Below are 17,548 nucleotides of genomic sequence, written 5' to 3'. Positions count from 1 at the left end.
ATAGATCTTCTATGTGACTTGGGTGAACGAGAGCAGGCAACAACGCTGTAGCGTCAAATGTGAAGGGGAAAATAAGGTAAAACAATGAAAACATTAAAGATTGCAACCATCGCGCTGATTGTTGGTGGTGCTTTAGGGTTTGGTGCTAATCATTTTCTTACGGGCTCGGCTCACAACATGAGTGCGATGGGTGGCGAATCTGCTGCAAGCTCTAATGATCCGCTTTACTGGGTTGCCCCAATGGATCCGAACTACAAACGCGACAAGCCGGGTAAATCCCCAATGGGCATGGATTTGATTCCGGTTTACGCAGAAGACCTATCCGGTGAACAAGATGCACCAGGTACAGTGACTATTGACCCTTCAGTAGAAAATAACCTCGGGGTTAAAACCGCAAACGCGACACTACAACAGTTGTCACCACGCATCGAAACGGTTGGTTATATTGCCTTTGATGAAAGTCTGTTATGGCAAACCAACGTTCGTGTGGCGGGTTGGGTAGAAAAACTCTACATCAATGCCGTGGGTGAGAAAGTGAAGAAAGGCGATGTGCTGTTCACGCTCTACTCTCCAGAACTGGTTAAAGCACAAGAAGAATTGCTGAATGCGTACCGCACTGGCCGCAAAGGTCTTGTAAAAGGCGCGACCGAACGCTTGGTAACGCTTGGGGTTGACCGTGCTCAAATCAAATCCATTACTCGTAGTGGTAAAGCATCACAAACCATTGAAATCAAAGCTCCTGCTGATGGCGTTATCGCGAGCTTAAACGTGCGTGAAGGTGGCTATTTGTCCCCTGCTCAAGCGGTGATCAGTGCAGGTCCTTTGGACAATGTTTGGGTTGATGCAGAAGTCTTTGAGCGTCAAGCACACTGGATGAAAGCAGGCTCTCAAGCCACGATGACCCTTGACGCGATTCCGGGCAATGAATGGCAAGGTGTCGTGGATTACGTGTACCCAATCCTTGATCCAAAAACACGTACGTTGCGTGTGCGCCTTAAATTCCCTAATCCAGATGGCGCATTGAAGCCAAACATGTTCGCCAATATTGCCTTGCAGCCTGTTACTGACGACGCAGTATTAACGATTCCTAAATCATCTGTTATTCGCTCTGGCGGTATGACTCGCGTTGTTCTGGCTGAGGGCGAAGGCAAATACCGCTCAGCTCGAATTGAAGTTGGCCGCGAAGCTGGCGAACAAATCGAAGTATTACAAGGACTTAAACAAGGCGATAAGATCGTTACGTCATCTCACTTCATGCTCGACTCTGAATCAAGCCAGTCGGCGGATCTGTCTCGCATCAATGGTGTAGAAGCAGCGGCGGAAACAGCATGGGCCAAAGGTGAGATCACAGAAGTAATGAAAGATCACCGCATGCTGACCATCAACCACCAGCCGGTCCCAGAATGGGATTGGCCAGGCATGGTAATGAACTTCACTTTCGCAGATGGTGTTGAAATGGGTGACTTGAAAAAAGGTCAGGCTATCGAATTTGAAATGCAAAAGACGGAGTCCGGTCAGTACCAAATTATCGACTATAAGGCAGACAACAGCGTCATTGCGGCAGAAGTTTGGCTAACTGGTGACATCACAATGTTGATGGCCGACTTTGGCATGATCACCTTAAACCACCTACCCGTTGCAGAATGGAACTGGGATGCAGGCGAGATGAACTTCTCAGTGGGTGAAGACGTTGATCTATCGGGTTTTGAAGAAGGACAGAAAGTTCGGTTTCTAGTTGAAAAACAAGGATCTGACTACGTTCTTAAACAGCTAGTTCCTGCAACATCAGCCGTCGAGGGTTAATTATGATCAATGCTATTATTCGTTGGTCACTGAGCAACCGATTCCTAGTGTTGGTCGCGACCTTAGCCCTTGTATTAGGCGGACTTTACAGTGTAAAGAATACGCCTGTTGATGCGATTCCGGATCTTTCTGATGTGCAAGTGATCATCAAGACAAGCTATCCGGGTCAAGCTCCTCAAGTCGTCGAGGATCAAGTTACTTACCCACTCACCACCGCCATGCTTGCCGTGCCGGGTGCTGAGACAGTTCGTGGCTACTCTTTCTTTGGTGACTCTTACGTTTATATCATTTTCAACGATGATACCGACATGTACTGGGCACGTTCACGCGTGTTGGAGTACTTGAGCCAAGTAGCACCAAAGCTGCCACCGAACGCAAAACCAACCCTAGGTCCTGATGCAACGGGCGTGGGCTGGGTTTACAGCTACGTATTACAAGACAAAACTGGCAAACATGATTTGGCGGATCTTCGCAGCCTGCAAGATTGGTTCTTGAAGTACGAATTGCAAACCGTTGATGGCGTTTCTGAAGTTGCGACCGTGGGCGGTATGGTGAAGCAGTATCAAGTGCAGATTGATCCTGCCAAGCTGCGTGCGTACAACCTCACTTTGCAACAAGTGAACATGGCAATCCAAAACGGCAACCAAGAAACCGGCGCGTCCGTTATCGAAGTTGCGGAAGCCGAACACATGGTTCGTACCACGGGTTACCTAACCAGCATTGAAGACATCAAATCACTGCCTCTCAAAGTCACCGAGAAAGGCACGCCGTTGCTATTAGGTGATATCGCAGACATTAACCTTGGTCCACAAATGCGCCGTGGTATCTCAGAGCTGAATGGCGAAGGTGAAGCGGTAGGTGGTGTTATCGTGATGCGCTTTGGTGAGAACGCCAGTGAAGTGATTGCGAAAGTCAAAGACAAACTCGCAGACCTACAACGCAGCCTACCAGAAGGCGTGGAAATTGTTGCAACCTACGACCGCTCTACCCTTATCGATTCAGCGGTAGAAAACCTATGGAAGAAGCTTGCAGAAGAGTTCATCGTCGTTGCGATTGTGTGTGCGCTGTTCTTGTTCCACATTCGTTCTTCATTGGTTATCGCTCTGAGTCTACCGGTCGGTATTCTCACTGCGTTTATCGTAATGCATTGGCAAGGCATCAATGCCAACATCATGTCCCTTGGTGGTATCGCGATTGCCATCGGTGCCATGGTGGATGGTGCAATCGTGATGATTGAAAACGTTCACAAGCACATTGAACGAACGCCACTGACCGACAAAAACCGCTGGCAAGTAATAGGTAAAGCCGCAGAAGAGGTCGGCGCACCGCTGTTCTTCTCATTGCTGATCATCACTCTTAGCTTCGTACCAGTGTTCGCCTTAGAAGGCCAAGAAGGCAAGATGTTCTCGCCGCTTGCGTTCACTAAGACTTACGCCATGGCAGCGGCAGCAGGTTTGGCAATCACACTCGTGCCTGTTCTTATGGGCTACTTCATTCGCGGTAAGGTGTTACCGGAACACAAAAACCCAGTTAACCGTGGTTTGGTCGCGTTGTATCGCCCGCTGTTGAACATCAGCTTAAAATACCCTAAGACCATGATTGTTATCGCATTAGGTCTAATGGCGTCGGCTTACTACCCAACCAGTAAACTGGGTAGCGAGTTCATCCCTCCGCTGGATGAAGGAGACTTGATGTACATGCCAACAACCTATCCGGGTATCTCAATTGGTAAAGCACGCGAGCTTCTACAACAAACCAACAAGCTGATCAAAACCGTTCCAGAAGTGAAAACCGTATGGGGCAAGATTGGCCGAGCTGAAACTGCAACCGATCCAGCGCCACTCACCATGATTGAAACCGTGATTCAGTTGAAGCCACGCGACCAATGGCGTGAAGGGGTAACAACCGAGTCACTGCGCAAAGAGTTCGACAAGCTGGTTCAGTTCCCTGGTCTTACTAACGCTTGGGTAATGCCGATCAAAACGCGTATCGACATGCTGGCAACGGGTATCAAAACCCCTATCGGCATTAAGATCGCCGGACCCGATCTGAAAGTGATTGAGAAGATCGGCTCTCAGTTGGAGCCAATTCTTAACGACGTACAAGGCACGGCATCGGTTTATGCAGAACGTGTAGCAGGTGGTCGTTATGTCACGATCGACATTAAACGTCGTGCCGCAGCGCGTTATGGCTTAAGCATCAAAGACGTTCAACAAGTGATCTCCACTGCGGTGGGTGGCATGAATGTGGGTGAAACCATTGAAGGCTTGGAGCGTTACCCAATCAACGTTCGTTACCCACAAGACTACCGCGACTCAGTGGTTAAACTGCAAAACCTACCATTGGTGACACCAAATGGCGCTCGTATTGCGCTGGCTGATGTAGCGGACATTCGTTACGAAGACGGCCCTCCGATGATCAAGACGGAAAACGCGCGTCCAAACGGCTGGGTGTTTGTCGATATCGATGGTCGTGACCTTGGCTCTTACGTCGTGGAAGCACAGCAAGTCGTGGCTGATCAATTGGAGCTTCCTGCGGGTTACTCGCTGGCTTGGTCTGGTCAATACGAATACATGGAACGTGCGAAAGATCGCTTGAGTGTCGTGGTACCAATCACCATCGCCATCATTATGCTACTGCTTTACTTCAGCTTCCGTCGTGTCGGCGAAGTAATGATCATCATGCTTACGCTACCACTCGCTATGGTCGGTGGTTTGTGGCTCATGCATATCCTCAACTACAACTTCTCGATTGCCGTCGGGGTCGGCTTTATTGCCCTAGCAGGCGTCGCGGTTGAAATTGGGGTCATCATGCTCGTCTACCTCAACCAAGCATGGCACTACAAAAAGCTGGATGCGGAAGAGAGCCAACAGAAGCTTGAGACGAAAGACCTAACCGATGCCATTCGTGAAGGTGCAGGCCTGCGTGTTCGCCCAGTAATGATGACGGTACTGACGGTCATTATTGGTCTGATTCCGATCATGTACGGCGAAGGTACAGGATCAGAAGTAATGCAACGTATCGCCGCACCAATGATTGGTGGTATGGCATCGGCACTGCTGCTGACGCTGTTGGTGCTTCCAGCCATCTTCAAGCTGTGGAAACAACGTGAGTTGCGTCATAGCAATGCGACTAATCACCAAGCTAGCACACAAGCTAGTGATGTAAACAACAAGGCTTAACCCCTACCTTCCTCTCAAACATGCCGTTTGAGGGGAAGCAACCAAGTTAATAATGAATTAAAACAAGGATATAAAAATGAAAAAGACACTAATCACTCTTGCTCTAGCCCTAACAACAACGACTGCGTTTGCCCAAGTGGATCATTCAAACATGGACCACGCGAACATGGATCATAGCAACATGAAGCATGAAAATATGGACCACGGCAGTATGAAGATGGACCACAGTAAAATGGACCATTCAAACATGATGGATATGCCGGGCATGTCGGCAGTAGGTATGCCAGCAAAAGGGGCAAAGCCAGACAAGGTGGTACACGTTATCTTGGGTGATGACATGACCATCAAGTTCAAAAAAGACGTTAAAATTGAGCCAAACGATGTGGTGCAATTTGTGGTCATGAACACCGGTAAGATCAACCACGAGTTTACGATTGGTTCGGCTAAAGAGCAGCTAGAACATCGCGAAATGATGAAGACAATGAGTGGCGATCACATGCATGACTCAGGCAACGCAGTTACGGTAGAACCAGGTAAAGCGAAGCAATTACTGTGGCACTTCCACGGTGACAACAAGGTTGAGTTCGCGTGCAACATTCCGGGCCATGCAGAATCGGGCATGGTTAAAAAGATTGAACTGTAAGTAATTATCCAACTAGACAAAGGAGCTGATGATTCAGCTCCTTTTATTTCTCTGGATCAAACTATTCGTTAGCTCATGATAAGAAATTCTGAGCCAGTGTCTCACGCTAAGATATTTTTATGACCGAATCACCGACGTAATATATAAGCCAAACTACGGGCCTTGATAGCAACACTCTTCTCCTCATATTGAGACCGTATTAGCGTATTGCAAAGAATCCTACATAAAATAGACATAGATTTAACAGTGTTTAGAGTATTGGCTCGTTATAGTTTACGTGACATCGCTACGGTGCGAACTAAAACTAAAATTGAAGAACACGATCCATGAAAAAGTTATTTTTGTTGGCTGGGCTAATGGTTTGCTCAACCCTAAGTTACGCGTCCCAACTGAATGAGGACATTTCTCTCCTCGAGCAACAAACCTCAAGCAGAATTGGGGTGTCAGTTTGGGATACCCAAGCAGACGAGCGTTGGGACTACCGTGGCGATGAACGCTTCCCACTCATGAGCACATTCAAAACCCTAGCTTGTGCCAAAATGCTAAGTGATATGGACAGCGGTAAGCTAAGTAAGAATGCGACCGCAAAAGTCGATGAGCGCAGTATCGTTGTATGGTCTCCAGTGATGGATAAGCTCGCAGGCCAAAACACACGCATAGAGCACGCGTGTGAAGCCGCTATGTTAATGAGTGATAATACTGCAGCCAACTTGGTATTAAATGAAATTGGCGGCCCTAAAGCCGTAACAATGTTTCTGCGAACAATTGGAGATAAAGCAACGCGCCTAGACAGAATAGAACCTCGCTTGAACGAAGCCACACCAGGCGACAGCCGCGACACAACCACACCTAACGCCATACTAAACACTCTTCGAACTTTGGTCGAAGGCGAAACGTTGTCTTATGAGTCTCGTGTACAATTAAAAATCTGGATGCAGGACAACAAAGTTTCAGACTCGTTAATGCGTTCTGTATTACCAACAGGTTGGTCTATTGCAGACCGTTCTGGTGCGGGTGGTCATGGTTCGCGTGGCATTAACGCGATTATATGGAAGGAAAATCATCGACCTGTTTACATTAGTATTTATGTCACAGAAACCGAGCTCTCACTTCAAGCTAGGGACCAGCTCGTTGCGCAGATAAGTCAGTTGATTTTACAAAAGTACAAAGACAATTAAGTCTCTACTCACCTGACCCCATTTGTATCCTTTTCTAGCCCTTCTCTTCCAGAAGGGCTCATTCTGTACTTCCATCTTAAAAACACCACTTATTGAGTAATGACTTACTTATAAATAGGTATAAGATTTACTTATTTAGGGTGAGTTAACGCCCACATTAAGCAACCAAATGCACACAAACGGCGATAATTAAACCATACTCTTACCAAGAAGCACATTTTCTACAAAATAGCTTCACGTAATTTATTGTTGGTATTTGCAACATTGCCAAGGAGATGTCTATTGAGACTTGAAAGAACTTTTAACCCTGATGACTTATCGATGCAAAACATGGAAAGTCCGATATGTATGCCGATAGGGTTTGTTCACTTTTTAGCTCAATCGGAAACACTACAGCAAGTACTTGATACGGTGGCAGAATGGATAAATCGTATATTTAATTCTGACCGTGCGAGTATCACACTTTATGAAAACAATGATCATCTAAAGGTCTACTCTTTCTCTGGTAGTAAAGCGATTCCCGCTGAATTTTTAGTGCCCATTCATCAAGCGTTTGTTGGCCGAGTGTTCAAAAAGCAACAACTGATGATCTGCGATGATGTTACGCAATCTGATGAGATCGATTGTATGATGCTCGCATCCAATGGTATGGGTACGTGTATGGACGCGCCTTTAATGCACGGTAAAGTCTGCCTAGGAACGCTTAATGTTGCGCATCATCAAACGCACATTTACACAAACGAACAAGCGGCACAGCTTCAGTGCATCGCTAATTGGATTGCTTTAAACATTGCCCTTCATATACAGATTATGAAGATGGAGCACCTCGCCACGACGGATGATCTAACAGGTATTCCAAACCGCAGAGAGTTCATGCGACAAATCGAAAGCCGCCTAAATGAATACCGAACCCAGGGCATTGACTTCCATGTTGCTATTTTAGATCTCGACAATTTTAAAAGCCTCAATGACCGATTTGGTCATGACGCAGGCGATAAATCACTGATCCATGCAGTCAATACTATTAAAAGTCATCTACTTGATTGTGACTTACTTGCCAGAGTTGGCGGTGAAGAGTTTGCCATCGTATTAAGAAGTCGCTCATCACAGCAAGCTCTAGACACATTAGAAACAATTCGTAATGCACTAGAAACGACGACCGTTCAACATTCAGGTTGTGATATGAGCTTCACCGCGAGTATTGGGGTAACTCAAGTCTGTCGTCTCGACGACTCATTTGAACCATTAGTTAAACGCGCCGACTTAGCACTTTACAAGGCAAAAGAAACTGGAAGAAATCGCGTTGAGTTTCATATTGGTGAAGAAAGGTAGAAAAAATAAAAAAAGGTAGCGACTCATTGCGCTACCTTTTATCGATTCTAACCCGCTTAAAATAACTAATACGAACTTTAAGCCAGTTAAAAATAAGAATGAGCAAATTTAATTATGCTTTCTTAAGATCTTTAGCTGGGTAAGTTAGTGTTTTTTCGCCTGCTTTTACATGTGTGTAAAAACCGCCACTGCTTAAACCTGTAACAACCATTTCGCCAAGATCGATACCTTTAGTCGCTACTACTACGTCACCGATTGAAAACATATTGAATACCTTGTTTGTTTAGATTAAGACACTAAGTCGTTGCGCGGTATTTAATACGATATTAGGCAAAGCACCTAATCGAGTTTTTTATCGTAAAGATTAATTTATATTTGTCGTGAATTCTAAGTTTCCACATTGAAAATCACAGGATATTTTCCAAAAAAAGATGCGCTATTCTTGTGAAATACGGTAATATTTTCTAGCATCAAGTGCGGAGGTATTCTCCGCCCTCATTGGAGAAAAATGATGAAGAAAGGCCTAAAAATGCGTGCATTAGAGCGTTCTGATTTGCGCTTTATTCATGAACTGAATAACAACCGAAATATCATGGCCTACTGGTTCGAAGAACCTTACGAGTCTTATGACGAGCTCGAAGAACTTTATCGAAAACATATACATGATGACGCTGAAAGGCGTTTTGTCGTCGAAGATGAAGACGGCATCGTAATTGGCTTAGTTGAGCTGATCGAGATTAACTACATTCACCGCAGCGCGGAATTTCAGATAATCATCGCCCCAGAGCATCAAGGCCGAGGTTATGCGACAGAGATGATTAATCGTGCGTTAGATTACTCATTCTCAATTCTTAATCTACGTAAAATCTACTTATTAGTCGCAGTGGATAACGAAGTCGCTATTCACTTATACAAAAAATGCGGCTTTATCGAAGAAGGTCACCTTGTAGAAGAATACTTTATTAACGGCGCTTACAGCGATGTTAAGCGCATGTATATATTAAAACACCAATACCAGAAAAAGATCGAAGAAAACAACTCAATTCACTAGTTCATTCTATCAAAGTAAAAGCGCAGCTATTTGGGCTGCGTTTTTATTTATTCAAATTGATATTGATATGATAATACGATGCGCTTGTCTGCTTCATCCAAATAGGTGTTGTTGTCCATGACAAACGTCATTACGTTAAAAGAGTGGCGTTTGCTCACGAGGTAACCAAGACCAATACCACCAAAGAAGCCTTTGTAGTTCTCTCCTTCACTGTTTTCTGAGCCGTAAGTGCCCGCTGCGACGGTGGTTGTATATCAATGAAAGGCATTGGCCAATCGCACACAGCGTGGGGGTGTTGTGGAGTCAGTCAGTTGAAATCAGCGTTATTGCTCGCTCACCTCAAGTTCAGTGGGTTTCTTTCGCTTAAACTTCTCGCGCAGAGATTGCATCATCACGAAGAACACTGGCGTCAGTAACGTGCCAACAAACGTAGAGAGAATCATGCCGCCGAATACCGCAAAGCCCAGTGAGTGACGAGATGCCGCACCGGCACCCGATGCAATCACCAACGGGAATACCCCCCAGATGAAGGCGAATGCGGTCATCTGTACTGCTCGGAAACGGATTCGAGCAGCTTCTTTGGCAGCATCAATGATGGATAAGCCCTTTTCTTCTCGCAGAACTTTGGCAAATTCCACGATAAGAATCGCCACTTTGGCGGACATACCGATCAAGATGACCACACCAATCTGTACATACAAATCGAACGGTTGTCCCACCAGCAGTAGCGTACCCATTGCGCCGAGAATCGCGACTGGAACCGCCATCATTACCGCAGCAGGAATGGTCCAACTTTCGTACTGAGCCACCAAGAACAAGTAGGTGAACAGCAAAGACAATGCGAACGCGATTGGTGCCATGTTGCCTGCTTTCATCTCTTGGTAAGTCATGCCTGACCACTCGTACGAGTAACCACTTGGCAAAGATTCCGCAGCCAGTTTTTCAATGGCTTTTACAACATCACCCGAGCTGTAACCTGGCGCTGGCGCACCGTTCACGGTTGCAGAACTGAACATGTTGTAGTTCGACAAGGTATCTGGGCCGAAGATCGGCTTCACTTTCACTAGCGTTGCCAGTGACACCATTTTTCCAGAGCTTGAGCGAACAAACAGATGGTTGATGTCGTCGATATTGTCACGGTATTGCTCTTCTGCTTGCACTTTCACTTGGTACGAACGACCAAACAAGTTGAAGTCAGAAATGTAGGCGCCGCCCAACTGTGCTTGCAGTGTGCTGAAGATTTCATTCAACGGTACGCCCATCGAAATCGCTTTATCGCGATCAATATCGATGTAACGTTGCGGAATATTCGCACGGAAAATCGAGAACGCATGTGCAACTTCAGGCAGTTGGTTGATTTGGGCAACAAAATCAGCGGTTGTTTTTGCCAACTCTTGTGGAGAACGGCCCAAGTTGTCCTGCAGCACAAGGTTGAAACCATCCACCGCACCCATACCTTTGATTGCCGGCGTCGCGAAAACGAACGAAGCGGCATCTGGCGTTGAGTTCAGCATTTGGTTAACTTTATTCATCAATGCGCGTTGGTGTAGCTCAGGGTCTTTACGTTTGCTCCAGTTATCCAGTTTGATGATCAACATGCCCGAGTTTGGAATCGACGCCATGTTAATTACCGAGAAGCCCGCAACCGAAACCACGTTCTCCACACCTTCCATCTGTTTTAGCTCATCAACGTACTTCTTCATTAATGGTGCAGTACGCTGCAATGCTGCTGCGTCTGGCAAACGCATTTCGACCATGAACACGCCTTTATCTTCGTTCGGTACGAAAGAGGAAGGTACGGTCATGAACGCAAATGCCAGCACCGCAATAAGCGCGCCATAAACACCGATACTCAGCACAATACGACGGCTCAAGAAGCCAACTAAACCTTGGTATTTGCGCGTTATTGCTTCAAAACCTCGATTAAACGCACGCAAAGGCGCAATAGGTTGCGAGTGAGTAGATTTCAACATCAACGCACAAAGCGCTGGCGTTAACGTTAATGCGTTGATCGCAGAGATCAGCACCGACACACAGATGGTGACTGCGAACTGGTTGAACATCCGACCAGAAATACCCGGCAATAGCGCAACCGGTACGAATACCGCCAACAAAATAAGCGTTGTTGCCAATACTGGCCCCGTCACTTCTTTCATAGCTTGGATCGTGGCCGGAATCGGGTCTAAATGCTCTTCATGGATAACCCGCTCCACGTTCTCTACCACGATGATCGCATCGTCCACCACGATACCGATGGCGAGGATCAAGCCAAACAACGAGATGGTGTTAATGGTCATGCCCATCACGCCCATGATTGCGAAAGTCGCAATGATGGAAACCGGAATCGCTAAGGTTGGAATGATAGTCGCTCGCCAGTTCTGCAAGAAAACGTACACAACGAAGGTGACAAGAAGTACCGCAATCACCAGCGTCTCGTACACTTCATCAATCGATGTCTCTACGTATTCGGTAGAGTCATACGCGATGTCGTAGACCAAATCATCTGGGAACGATTTCTCGTACTCTTTCATGGCCTCTTTCACGCGTTCCATCACGTCTAGCGCGTTCGCTGTCGGCAACTGGTACAAGGCCAGAACGGCGGCTGGTTCGTTATTCATACGACCATCAGCTTCGTAACCTTGTGCGCCAACTTCGACACGAGCCACATCTTTCAAGCGAATCAAAGAACCTTTCTTGCTCGCACGGATGATGATGTTCTCGAACTCTTCCGCAGAAGTAAGGCGGCCTTTGGTTTGCAAAACATATTGATATTGCTGATCACCTGGAGCTGGCATACCACCGATCTTACCCGCCGCCACTTGGATGTTTTGCGTTTTAATTGCGCCAATAACATCGCTAGCAGAAAGCTTCAAGGTAGCCAGTTTATTTGGGTTCAACCAAATTCGCATTGAGTAGTCTTTCTTACCCAGAAGCGTAATGTCACTCATACCTTCGATACGCTTTAGACGCTCGACAATATTGAGATCCGCGTAGTTAGAAAGGTAGATACTGTCGTGAGACTGTTTCGGAGAACGCAGTGTGATAACGCCCAGCATGTCGGAAGATTTCTTCTTAACCGTCACACCGATTTGGTTTACTTCTTGTGGTAGAGACGACGTCGCCTGTGCCACCAAGTTGTTCACACGAACCTGCGCCATATCGCCATCTGCGCCCACTCGGAAGTAAATACGCAATGTGTATGAGCCATCGTTACCAATCACAGAAGACATGTAAATCATGTCTTCAACGCCGTTGACTTTGGCTTCTATCGGTTGTGCTACGGTCTTTTTAACCACGTCCGCGTTTGCACCCGGATACATGGTGCTCACCGTAATTACCGCTGGAGAGATTTGAGGATACTCAGAAATTGGCAAGACTTTCAGGGCGAGCATACCCATCAATGTCATCGCCAGTGAGATCACCAAAGCAAACTTCGGCCGGTGAATGAAAAATTTACTTAACATCAGTACTCACTCAGCCTTGTTCACTCTGTAGTTCAACGTCTTTCACCGTTGCACCCGGACGCACTTTTTGTAGACCATTGACGATGACTTTTTCGTTAGCCGCCAAGCCAGTCAGCACAGCACGTTTCACACCGTAGGTCTGACCAAGTTCAACGTTACGACGAGACACCACGTGATCATCACCAACCACCATGACGTAGTCACCCGCTTGGTCTTGCTGAACAGCCGCCGATGGGATAAGCAAACCATCAATGGTTTTGTTGCGCAGCTTGATGGTCAAGTTGCCATATTCACCCGGCATAAGCGCGTAAGTTGGGTTATCAAATTGTGCTTCTGCTCGAATTGAGCCTGTTTCTAAATCGATCTTGTTGCCAACGGCGTAGATCTTGCCATCAAGCGGATACAATGAACCGTCTGAAAGCGTCAGTGTTAAATCAACATCCAGTTTGTCATCGTTACGATGAGCCACATCAATGGCACTTCTTACGCGGCGGTAGAGCTTCTCATCCACATCAAAGCCAAAGCGAATTGGGTCGATTTGAGTGATCGAAACAAGAGGAACGAGTTGAATTTTCGAAATACGGTCACCCACTCGGAAGTTGCTGAAACCCACGCGGCCAGAGAAAGGAGCACGCACAGAGCTAAATTCAAGATCGAGCCTTGCTGAAACCAGCGTCGCCTTCGCCTCTTCTACCGAAGCAATCGCTGCGGCTTGCGCGGCAATGGCGTCATCGTATTGCTGCTCACTGATGCTTTTATCTTTGATGAGTTTCTTCACACGTTCTGCATCACGCGTAGTTTGAACGAGTTGTGCTTTTGCTTTTTGCAACGACGCTTTTGCATACGCCAGTGCCGCTTTGTAAGGACGGTCGTCGATTTCAAACAGCAATTGGCCTTTTTCGACCATATCGCCATCTTTAAAATGAATCGCGGTTAATTCGCCACCGACTCGAGGCATAATATCAACGTCATTTACCGCTTCAGTTCGACCGATAAAAGTATGATAAGGAGTGATTTTTGTTTCGGTTAGGGTAACGGTTTCAACAGAGGGTGCTTGGGCAGTTTTCGTTGCGATATCGCCAGTTTTGCATCCTGATAGTAATGCAGAAGATATAGCAATAGATACCAACGCAAATTTATATTTGGCTTTCATGATAAACCTACTTTATGTAGAAAGTGCCCTAGCCTAAATATTTAAATATATGGATAAACGCACTTTCTATTCTGGAAATAAACGAGGGAGTTAGAATTGGTAGTTAAATTCGATACGGTGATCACCATCACCGAAATTAACGTGATCATTCCAGTTTGCAAAGTAACGAATATTTGCGCGAGGATTAATTTGATAAGACAACGCAAACTCATGAGCCAATATATTATCTTCACCTGCATAATAAGTATCTTTATATTGACTAGACCCAGACAACGTATGCATATACATTGGGTTGTAGTTAATCCAGATTTTATCGGTTAATTCAATTTTTGAGTACATACCCACAACAGTGAAAGTACCTGGAATTTCATAACCTTTGTCATCACCACTAAAATCATTAGCAATAGTGACACCCGCACCAGCTAAAGGAAATAGCTGCAACATACCAAACTTAGGTAGACCTTGAATAAAGCTATAAGATGCATCTAATTTATCGTTATCAACGTCGTAGTTTACATCTAATTGACGGCCTAGACCTTTTGCGACTTCTACTTGGAAATTACGTAGTCTGAAAGAGTCAATGCTGTCATCAACGTTGGCATATATTGGATCGTCATTGTCGCGAATGCCAAATAGCTCACCACCAATGCCTTTCATTTCAATGATGTTCATCGCCATGGTACCAGGCTGGCTAGATTGGTAAGTTTGACCGATTTTGATGTTCGCGCCTTTATCAGTAATACCAAAGCCAGCTTGGGTGTATACCGCAAGTGGGTCAGACATATCTTGTAGTTCTTCGTTATTGTTTGTCTGCGCATAGGCAGAAGACGCGAGTTGTAGGGCTGCAACCATAATGGCAACAGACGGTTTCACTAAATTCATAAAACTGTATCCATTTTAATGATTATAAAATTATTCACGTCATGAGGTCATCATAAATAGCAAGCAACACAACTCGCTTTGGATAACATAAATTATCAAAGCAAATTCAATAATGACGAAACATTCGACGTTTTAATTAAAATAAAATAAAGCATCGTAAAAGTTCAATCACCGCTACTTATATCTTATATAACTTGAAATTTGGTAATACCAATGAAGAAGGAAATATTAAAACTTATGAAAATTCAATTATCATTAGAACAAATGATTAATTAATTTTACCATATAAATAGAGAGTGCAATGGATTTAGGTGATCGCGATCAATGTTTCATTTCGATCGTACAACACTCTTCAGATTAATTAGAACATTATAATAATTTAAAAAACCTTAGTTTGATTAGCCTAGCATCAGATTAGAATAGTAGGCCTATAATAAATAAAAAGGGAGTCACTCTCTGTGATTCCCTTTTATTATCGAGCGATAAAGCGCCGATGCGTTTCGATAACTAAAACGCAAACAATTCGCACTATTGCAGTTTCTCTATTCCCATATTGAACAGTGCAAAACTATAAATATCTGCATTTGTCTCAATTATTTTACGCGTTGGTGTGCCTGCACCATGTCCTGCATTGGTTTCGATGCGAATTAAGATCGGATTTGAACCCGCTTGCTTCGATTGCAACTCAGCTGCAAATTTGTATGAGTGAGCAGGAACAACACGGTCATCATGATCACCGGTTGTAATCAATGTTGCTGGGTATTCCACCCCTGCTTTTACATTGTGCACCGGCGAATAACTTTTCAGATATTGGAACATCTCTTTACTTTGCTCTGCCGTGCCGTAGTCATACGCCCAACCAGCACCTGCGGTAAAAGTATGGTAACGCAGCATATCCAATACGCCGACTGCTGGCAGCGCCACTTTAAACAGCTCTGGACGTTGCGTCATAACGGCCCCTACTAACAAGCCACCATTCGAACCACCGTTAATGGCTAACTTGTTTGATGACGTTACCTCTTCATCAATTAGGAATTCAGCCGCAGCAATAAAGTCATCAAACACATTTTGCTTTTGCATTTGAATGCCAGCGTTGTGCCACTCTTTACCATACTCCCCACCGCCACGAATGTTCGCTACCGCGTAGACACCACCAAGCTCCAACCAAGCCGCACGTGTCGGGTTAAAAGATGGTGTGAGGCTGATGTTGAAACCACCATAACCATATAGGATGGTTGGTGCACTGCCGTCCATCGGTGTCCCTTTTTTATAGGTGATGATCATCGGCACTTTTGTTCCGTCTTTTGAGGTGTAAAACACCTGGCGAGAGTCATACAAAGCTGGATCAAATGGCGCTTTAGATTTGTAGTACACCTCGCTATCACCATCTTTGATGTTCAGACGATACGTAGTGCTGGGCATCTTGTAATTGGTGAAAGAATAGTAGACTTCGGTTTCATCTTTTTTACCCGAGAAACCGTATGCGCTGCCAATATCAGGCAATTTGATTTCTCGGATGAGTTTGCCGTTCATGTCGTATTGCTTCACCATCGAGATCGCATCAACAATATAACTCGCAAACAAATTGCCACCCGCGGTAGAAACGCGTAACACATTCTTTGTTTCAGGGATCAAATCTTTCCAGTTTTTGGGCTGCGGCTGACTCGCATCCACCGTCACGACGCGTTTGTTCGGCGCGTTAAGGTTCGTAACCAAGTACAGCTTCGTGCCTTGGTTATCTATCACCCAAGTATCAGAACTGGTGTTATCTAAAATGGTTTTAAGCGGGCTGTTTGGCTTACTCAGATCTTTAAAGAACAGTTTGTTACCCGATGTCGATACGCTGGCTGAGATAAACAAGTAGCGTTCATCATCCGACGTATAGCCGCCAACATAACGGTATTTCTCTTCCTCAAAGCCGCCGAAAATCAGCTGGTCTTCACTTTGCTTCGTTCCAAGTTTATGAAAGTAGAGCTTGTGTTGATCTGTCTTCGCGGAAAGTTCACTCCCCTGTGGCTTGTCATAACTTGAGTAATAGAAACCTTGATTGCCGAGCCAACTGATGCCGCTGAACTTAATATCCACCAGCGTTTCACCGACGGGCTTTTTGGTTTCTGTGTCTAACACAATGACTTTGCGCCAATCGCTACCGCCTTCCGAAATGCTGTATGCGACCAAAGAACCGTCTCGTGAAAAGCTCACTCCCGCTAACGATGTGGTGCCATCCTCACTAAAAGTATTTGGATCGAGGAAAATTTCTGCTTCACCATCACCTAACTGCCGATAAAGCACATCTTGGTTTTGTAACCCGTCATTTTTATAGAAATAAGTGAACTTACCCTCTTTGAACGGTTGGCTTTGCTTTTCGTAGTCCATGAGCTTAGTGATGCGCTCTTCAATCTGCTCGCGGTAAGGGATTTTCGACAGATAATCAAACGTCACTGCATTTTGTGCCTTCACCCATTCTGCGGTTTCTGGGCTGAGATCGTCTTCCAACCAGCGATAAGGATCACTCACTTTTGTACCAAAGTAGTCATCGACAACATCCACTTTTTGTGTGGTTGGATACGTGATGGTTTTCGGGGTTACCTGTTCAACCGACGATTGCGCCGCTTCATTGGCATACGCCACAGACAACACACTTCCGAGTACGAGAGCCGTTGTGAGTGCTAGGGTGTTCTTTTTCATGAAATTCCTTTTTATTTTTCTGTTGTCTTTTTGTGCAATACATCAGAACTCTACTATATATCGACAAAATGAATCTAATTTCATTAAACGAGTTGTGAAAGCCATCCTAACTCCCTCATTTCCTGCGAATTCTACATATCGGTAAGTGGCGGTGTAGAGCTTAGGAGCAATA

Annotated in this window: 11 protein-coding genes; 6 read left to right on the top strand and 5 right to left on the bottom strand. The window is 45.4% G+C overall.

What is annotated here, in order from left to right; genetic code table 11:
* The first annotated feature begins 84 nt into the window (after positions 1-84).
* From R7F64_RS02710 to R7F64_RS02690, 5 genes are all read left to right on the top strand, one after another.
* The gene (locus R7F64_RS02710) at positions 85-1,803 is read left to right on the top strand and encodes an efflux RND transporter periplasmic adaptor subunit (protein WP_318071432.1); all 1,719 of its coding nucleotides are present in this window, start codon (positions 85-87) and stop codon (positions 1,801-1,803) included.
* Between the two features lie 2 nt (positions 1,804-1,805).
* On the top strand, positions 1,806-4,985 hold the full coding sequence (locus tag R7F64_RS02705; RefSeq protein WP_318071431.1) for an efflux RND transporter permease subunit: 3,180 nt from the start codon (positions 1,806-1,808) through the stop codon (positions 4,983-4,985).
* 76 nt (positions 4,986-5,061) lie between these two features.
* Entirely contained in the window at positions 5,062-5,628 is a 567-nt protein-coding gene (copI, locus tag R7F64_RS02700; RefSeq protein WP_064376773.1) for a copper-resistant cuproprotein CopI, read from the top strand.
* Between the two features lie 326 nt (positions 5,629-5,954).
* Positions 5,955-6,806: a carbenicillin-hydrolyzing class A beta-lactamase CARB-42 gene (locus R7F64_RS02695; RefSeq protein WP_005375420.1), complete on the top strand. Its 852-nt coding sequence runs from the start codon at positions 5,955-5,957 to the stop codon at positions 6,804-6,806.
* Positions 6,807-7,088: 282 nt separating this feature from the next.
* Positions 7,089-8,138, top strand: coding sequence for a sensor domain-containing diguanylate cyclase (locus tag R7F64_RS02690; protein ID WP_021707655.1), 1,050 nt, complete (start codon positions 7,089-7,091; stop codon positions 8,136-8,138).
* Positions 8,139-8,250: 112 nt separating this feature from the next.
* Here the strand turns inward: R7F64_RS02690 and R7F64_RS02685 are convergent, their stop codons facing one another.
* Entirely contained in the window at positions 8,251-8,403 is a 153-nt protein-coding gene (locus R7F64_RS02685) for a hypothetical protein (protein WP_005375418.1), read from the bottom strand.
* A 246-nt stretch (positions 8,404-8,649) separates the two neighbouring features.
* Here R7F64_RS02685 and speG point away from each other — a divergent pair, with 246 nt between their 5' ends.
* A complete protein-coding gene (gene speG / locus R7F64_RS02680; protein WP_005375417.1) occupies positions 8,650-9,189 on the top strand; it encodes a spermidine N1-acetyltransferase in 540 nt (179 codons plus the stop codon).
* Between the two features lie 323 nt (positions 9,190-9,512).
* Here the strand turns inward: speG and vmeQ are convergent, their stop codons facing one another.
* The 4 genes from vmeQ to R7F64_RS02660 all read right to left on the bottom strand — a co-directional run bounded on the left by vmeQ (position 9,513) and on the right by R7F64_RS02660 (position 17,376).
* The gene (gene vmeQ, locus R7F64_RS02675; protein WP_318071430.1) at positions 9,513-12,653 is read right to left on the bottom strand and encodes an efflux RND transporter permease subunit VmeQ; all 3,141 of its coding nucleotides are present in this window, start codon (positions 12,651-12,653) and stop codon (positions 9,513-9,515) included.
* A 10-nt stretch (positions 12,654-12,663) separates the two neighbouring features.
* Positions 12,664-13,806, bottom strand: coding sequence for an efflux RND transporter periplasmic adaptor subunit VmeP (gene vmeP / locus R7F64_RS02670; RefSeq protein WP_054578671.1), 1,143 nt, complete (start codon positions 13,804-13,806; stop codon positions 12,664-12,666).
* Between the two features lie 90 nt (positions 13,807-13,896).
* On the bottom strand, positions 13,897-14,688 hold the full coding sequence (locus R7F64_RS02665; protein WP_005375405.1) for a hypothetical protein: 792 nt from the start codon (positions 14,686-14,688) through the stop codon (positions 13,897-13,899).
* Between the two features lie 528 nt (positions 14,689-15,216).
* Positions 15,217-17,376 carry a prolyl oligopeptidase family serine peptidase gene (locus tag R7F64_RS02660; RefSeq protein WP_318071429.1) on the bottom strand — a complete coding sequence of 720 codons (2,160 nt, stop codon included), beginning with the start codon at positions 17,374-17,376 and terminating at the stop codon, positions 15,217-15,219.
* Between the last annotated feature and the right edge of the window lie 172 nt (positions 17,377-17,548).

The organism is Vibrio sp. Vb1980 (genome assembly GCF_033338615.1).
GTDB classification, from domain to species: Bacteria; Pseudomonadota; Gammaproteobacteria; order Enterobacterales; family Vibrionaceae; genus Vibrio; species Vibrio alginolyticus.
This window is presented reverse-complemented; position numbering and strand designations above follow the sequence as displayed.

Excerpts from the sequence above, each read along its gene's own strand:
- R7F64_RS02710 (WP_318071432.1), top strand. The coding sequence starts at position 85 with ATGAAAACATTAAAGATTGCAACCATCGCGCTGATTGTTGGTGGTGCT.
- R7F64_RS02705 (WP_318071431.1), top strand. The coding sequence starts at position 1,806 with ATGATCAATGCTATTATTCGTTGGTCACTGAGCAACCGATTCCTAGTG.
- copI (WP_064376773.1), top strand. The coding sequence starts at position 5,062 with ATGAAAAAGACACTAATCACTCTTGCTCTAGCCCTAACAACAACGACT.
- R7F64_RS02695 (WP_005375420.1), top strand. The coding sequence starts at position 5,955 with ATGAAAAAGTTATTTTTGTTGGCTGGGCTAATGGTTTGCTCAACCCTA.
- R7F64_RS02685 (WP_005375418.1), bottom strand. The coding sequence starts at position 8,403 with ATGTTTTCAATCGGTGACGTAGTAGTAGCGACTAAAGGTATCGATCTT.
- speG (WP_005375417.1), top strand. The coding sequence starts at position 8,650 with ATGAAGAAAGGCCTAAAAATGCGTGCATTAGAGCGTTCTGATTTGCGC.
- vmeQ (WP_318071430.1), bottom strand. The coding sequence starts at position 12,653 with ATGTTAAGTAAATTTTTCATTCACCGGCCGAAGTTTGCTTTGGTGATC.
- vmeP (WP_054578671.1), bottom strand. The coding sequence starts at position 13,806 with ATGAAAGCCAAATATAAATTTGCGTTGGTATCTATTGCTATATCTTCT.
- R7F64_RS02665 (WP_005375405.1), bottom strand. The coding sequence starts at position 14,688 with ATGAATTTAGTGAAACCGTCTGTTGCCATTATGGTTGCAGCCCTACAA.
- R7F64_RS02660 (WP_318071429.1), bottom strand. The coding sequence starts at position 17,376 with ATGAAAAAGAACACCCTAGCACTCACAACGGCTCTCGTACTCGGAAGT.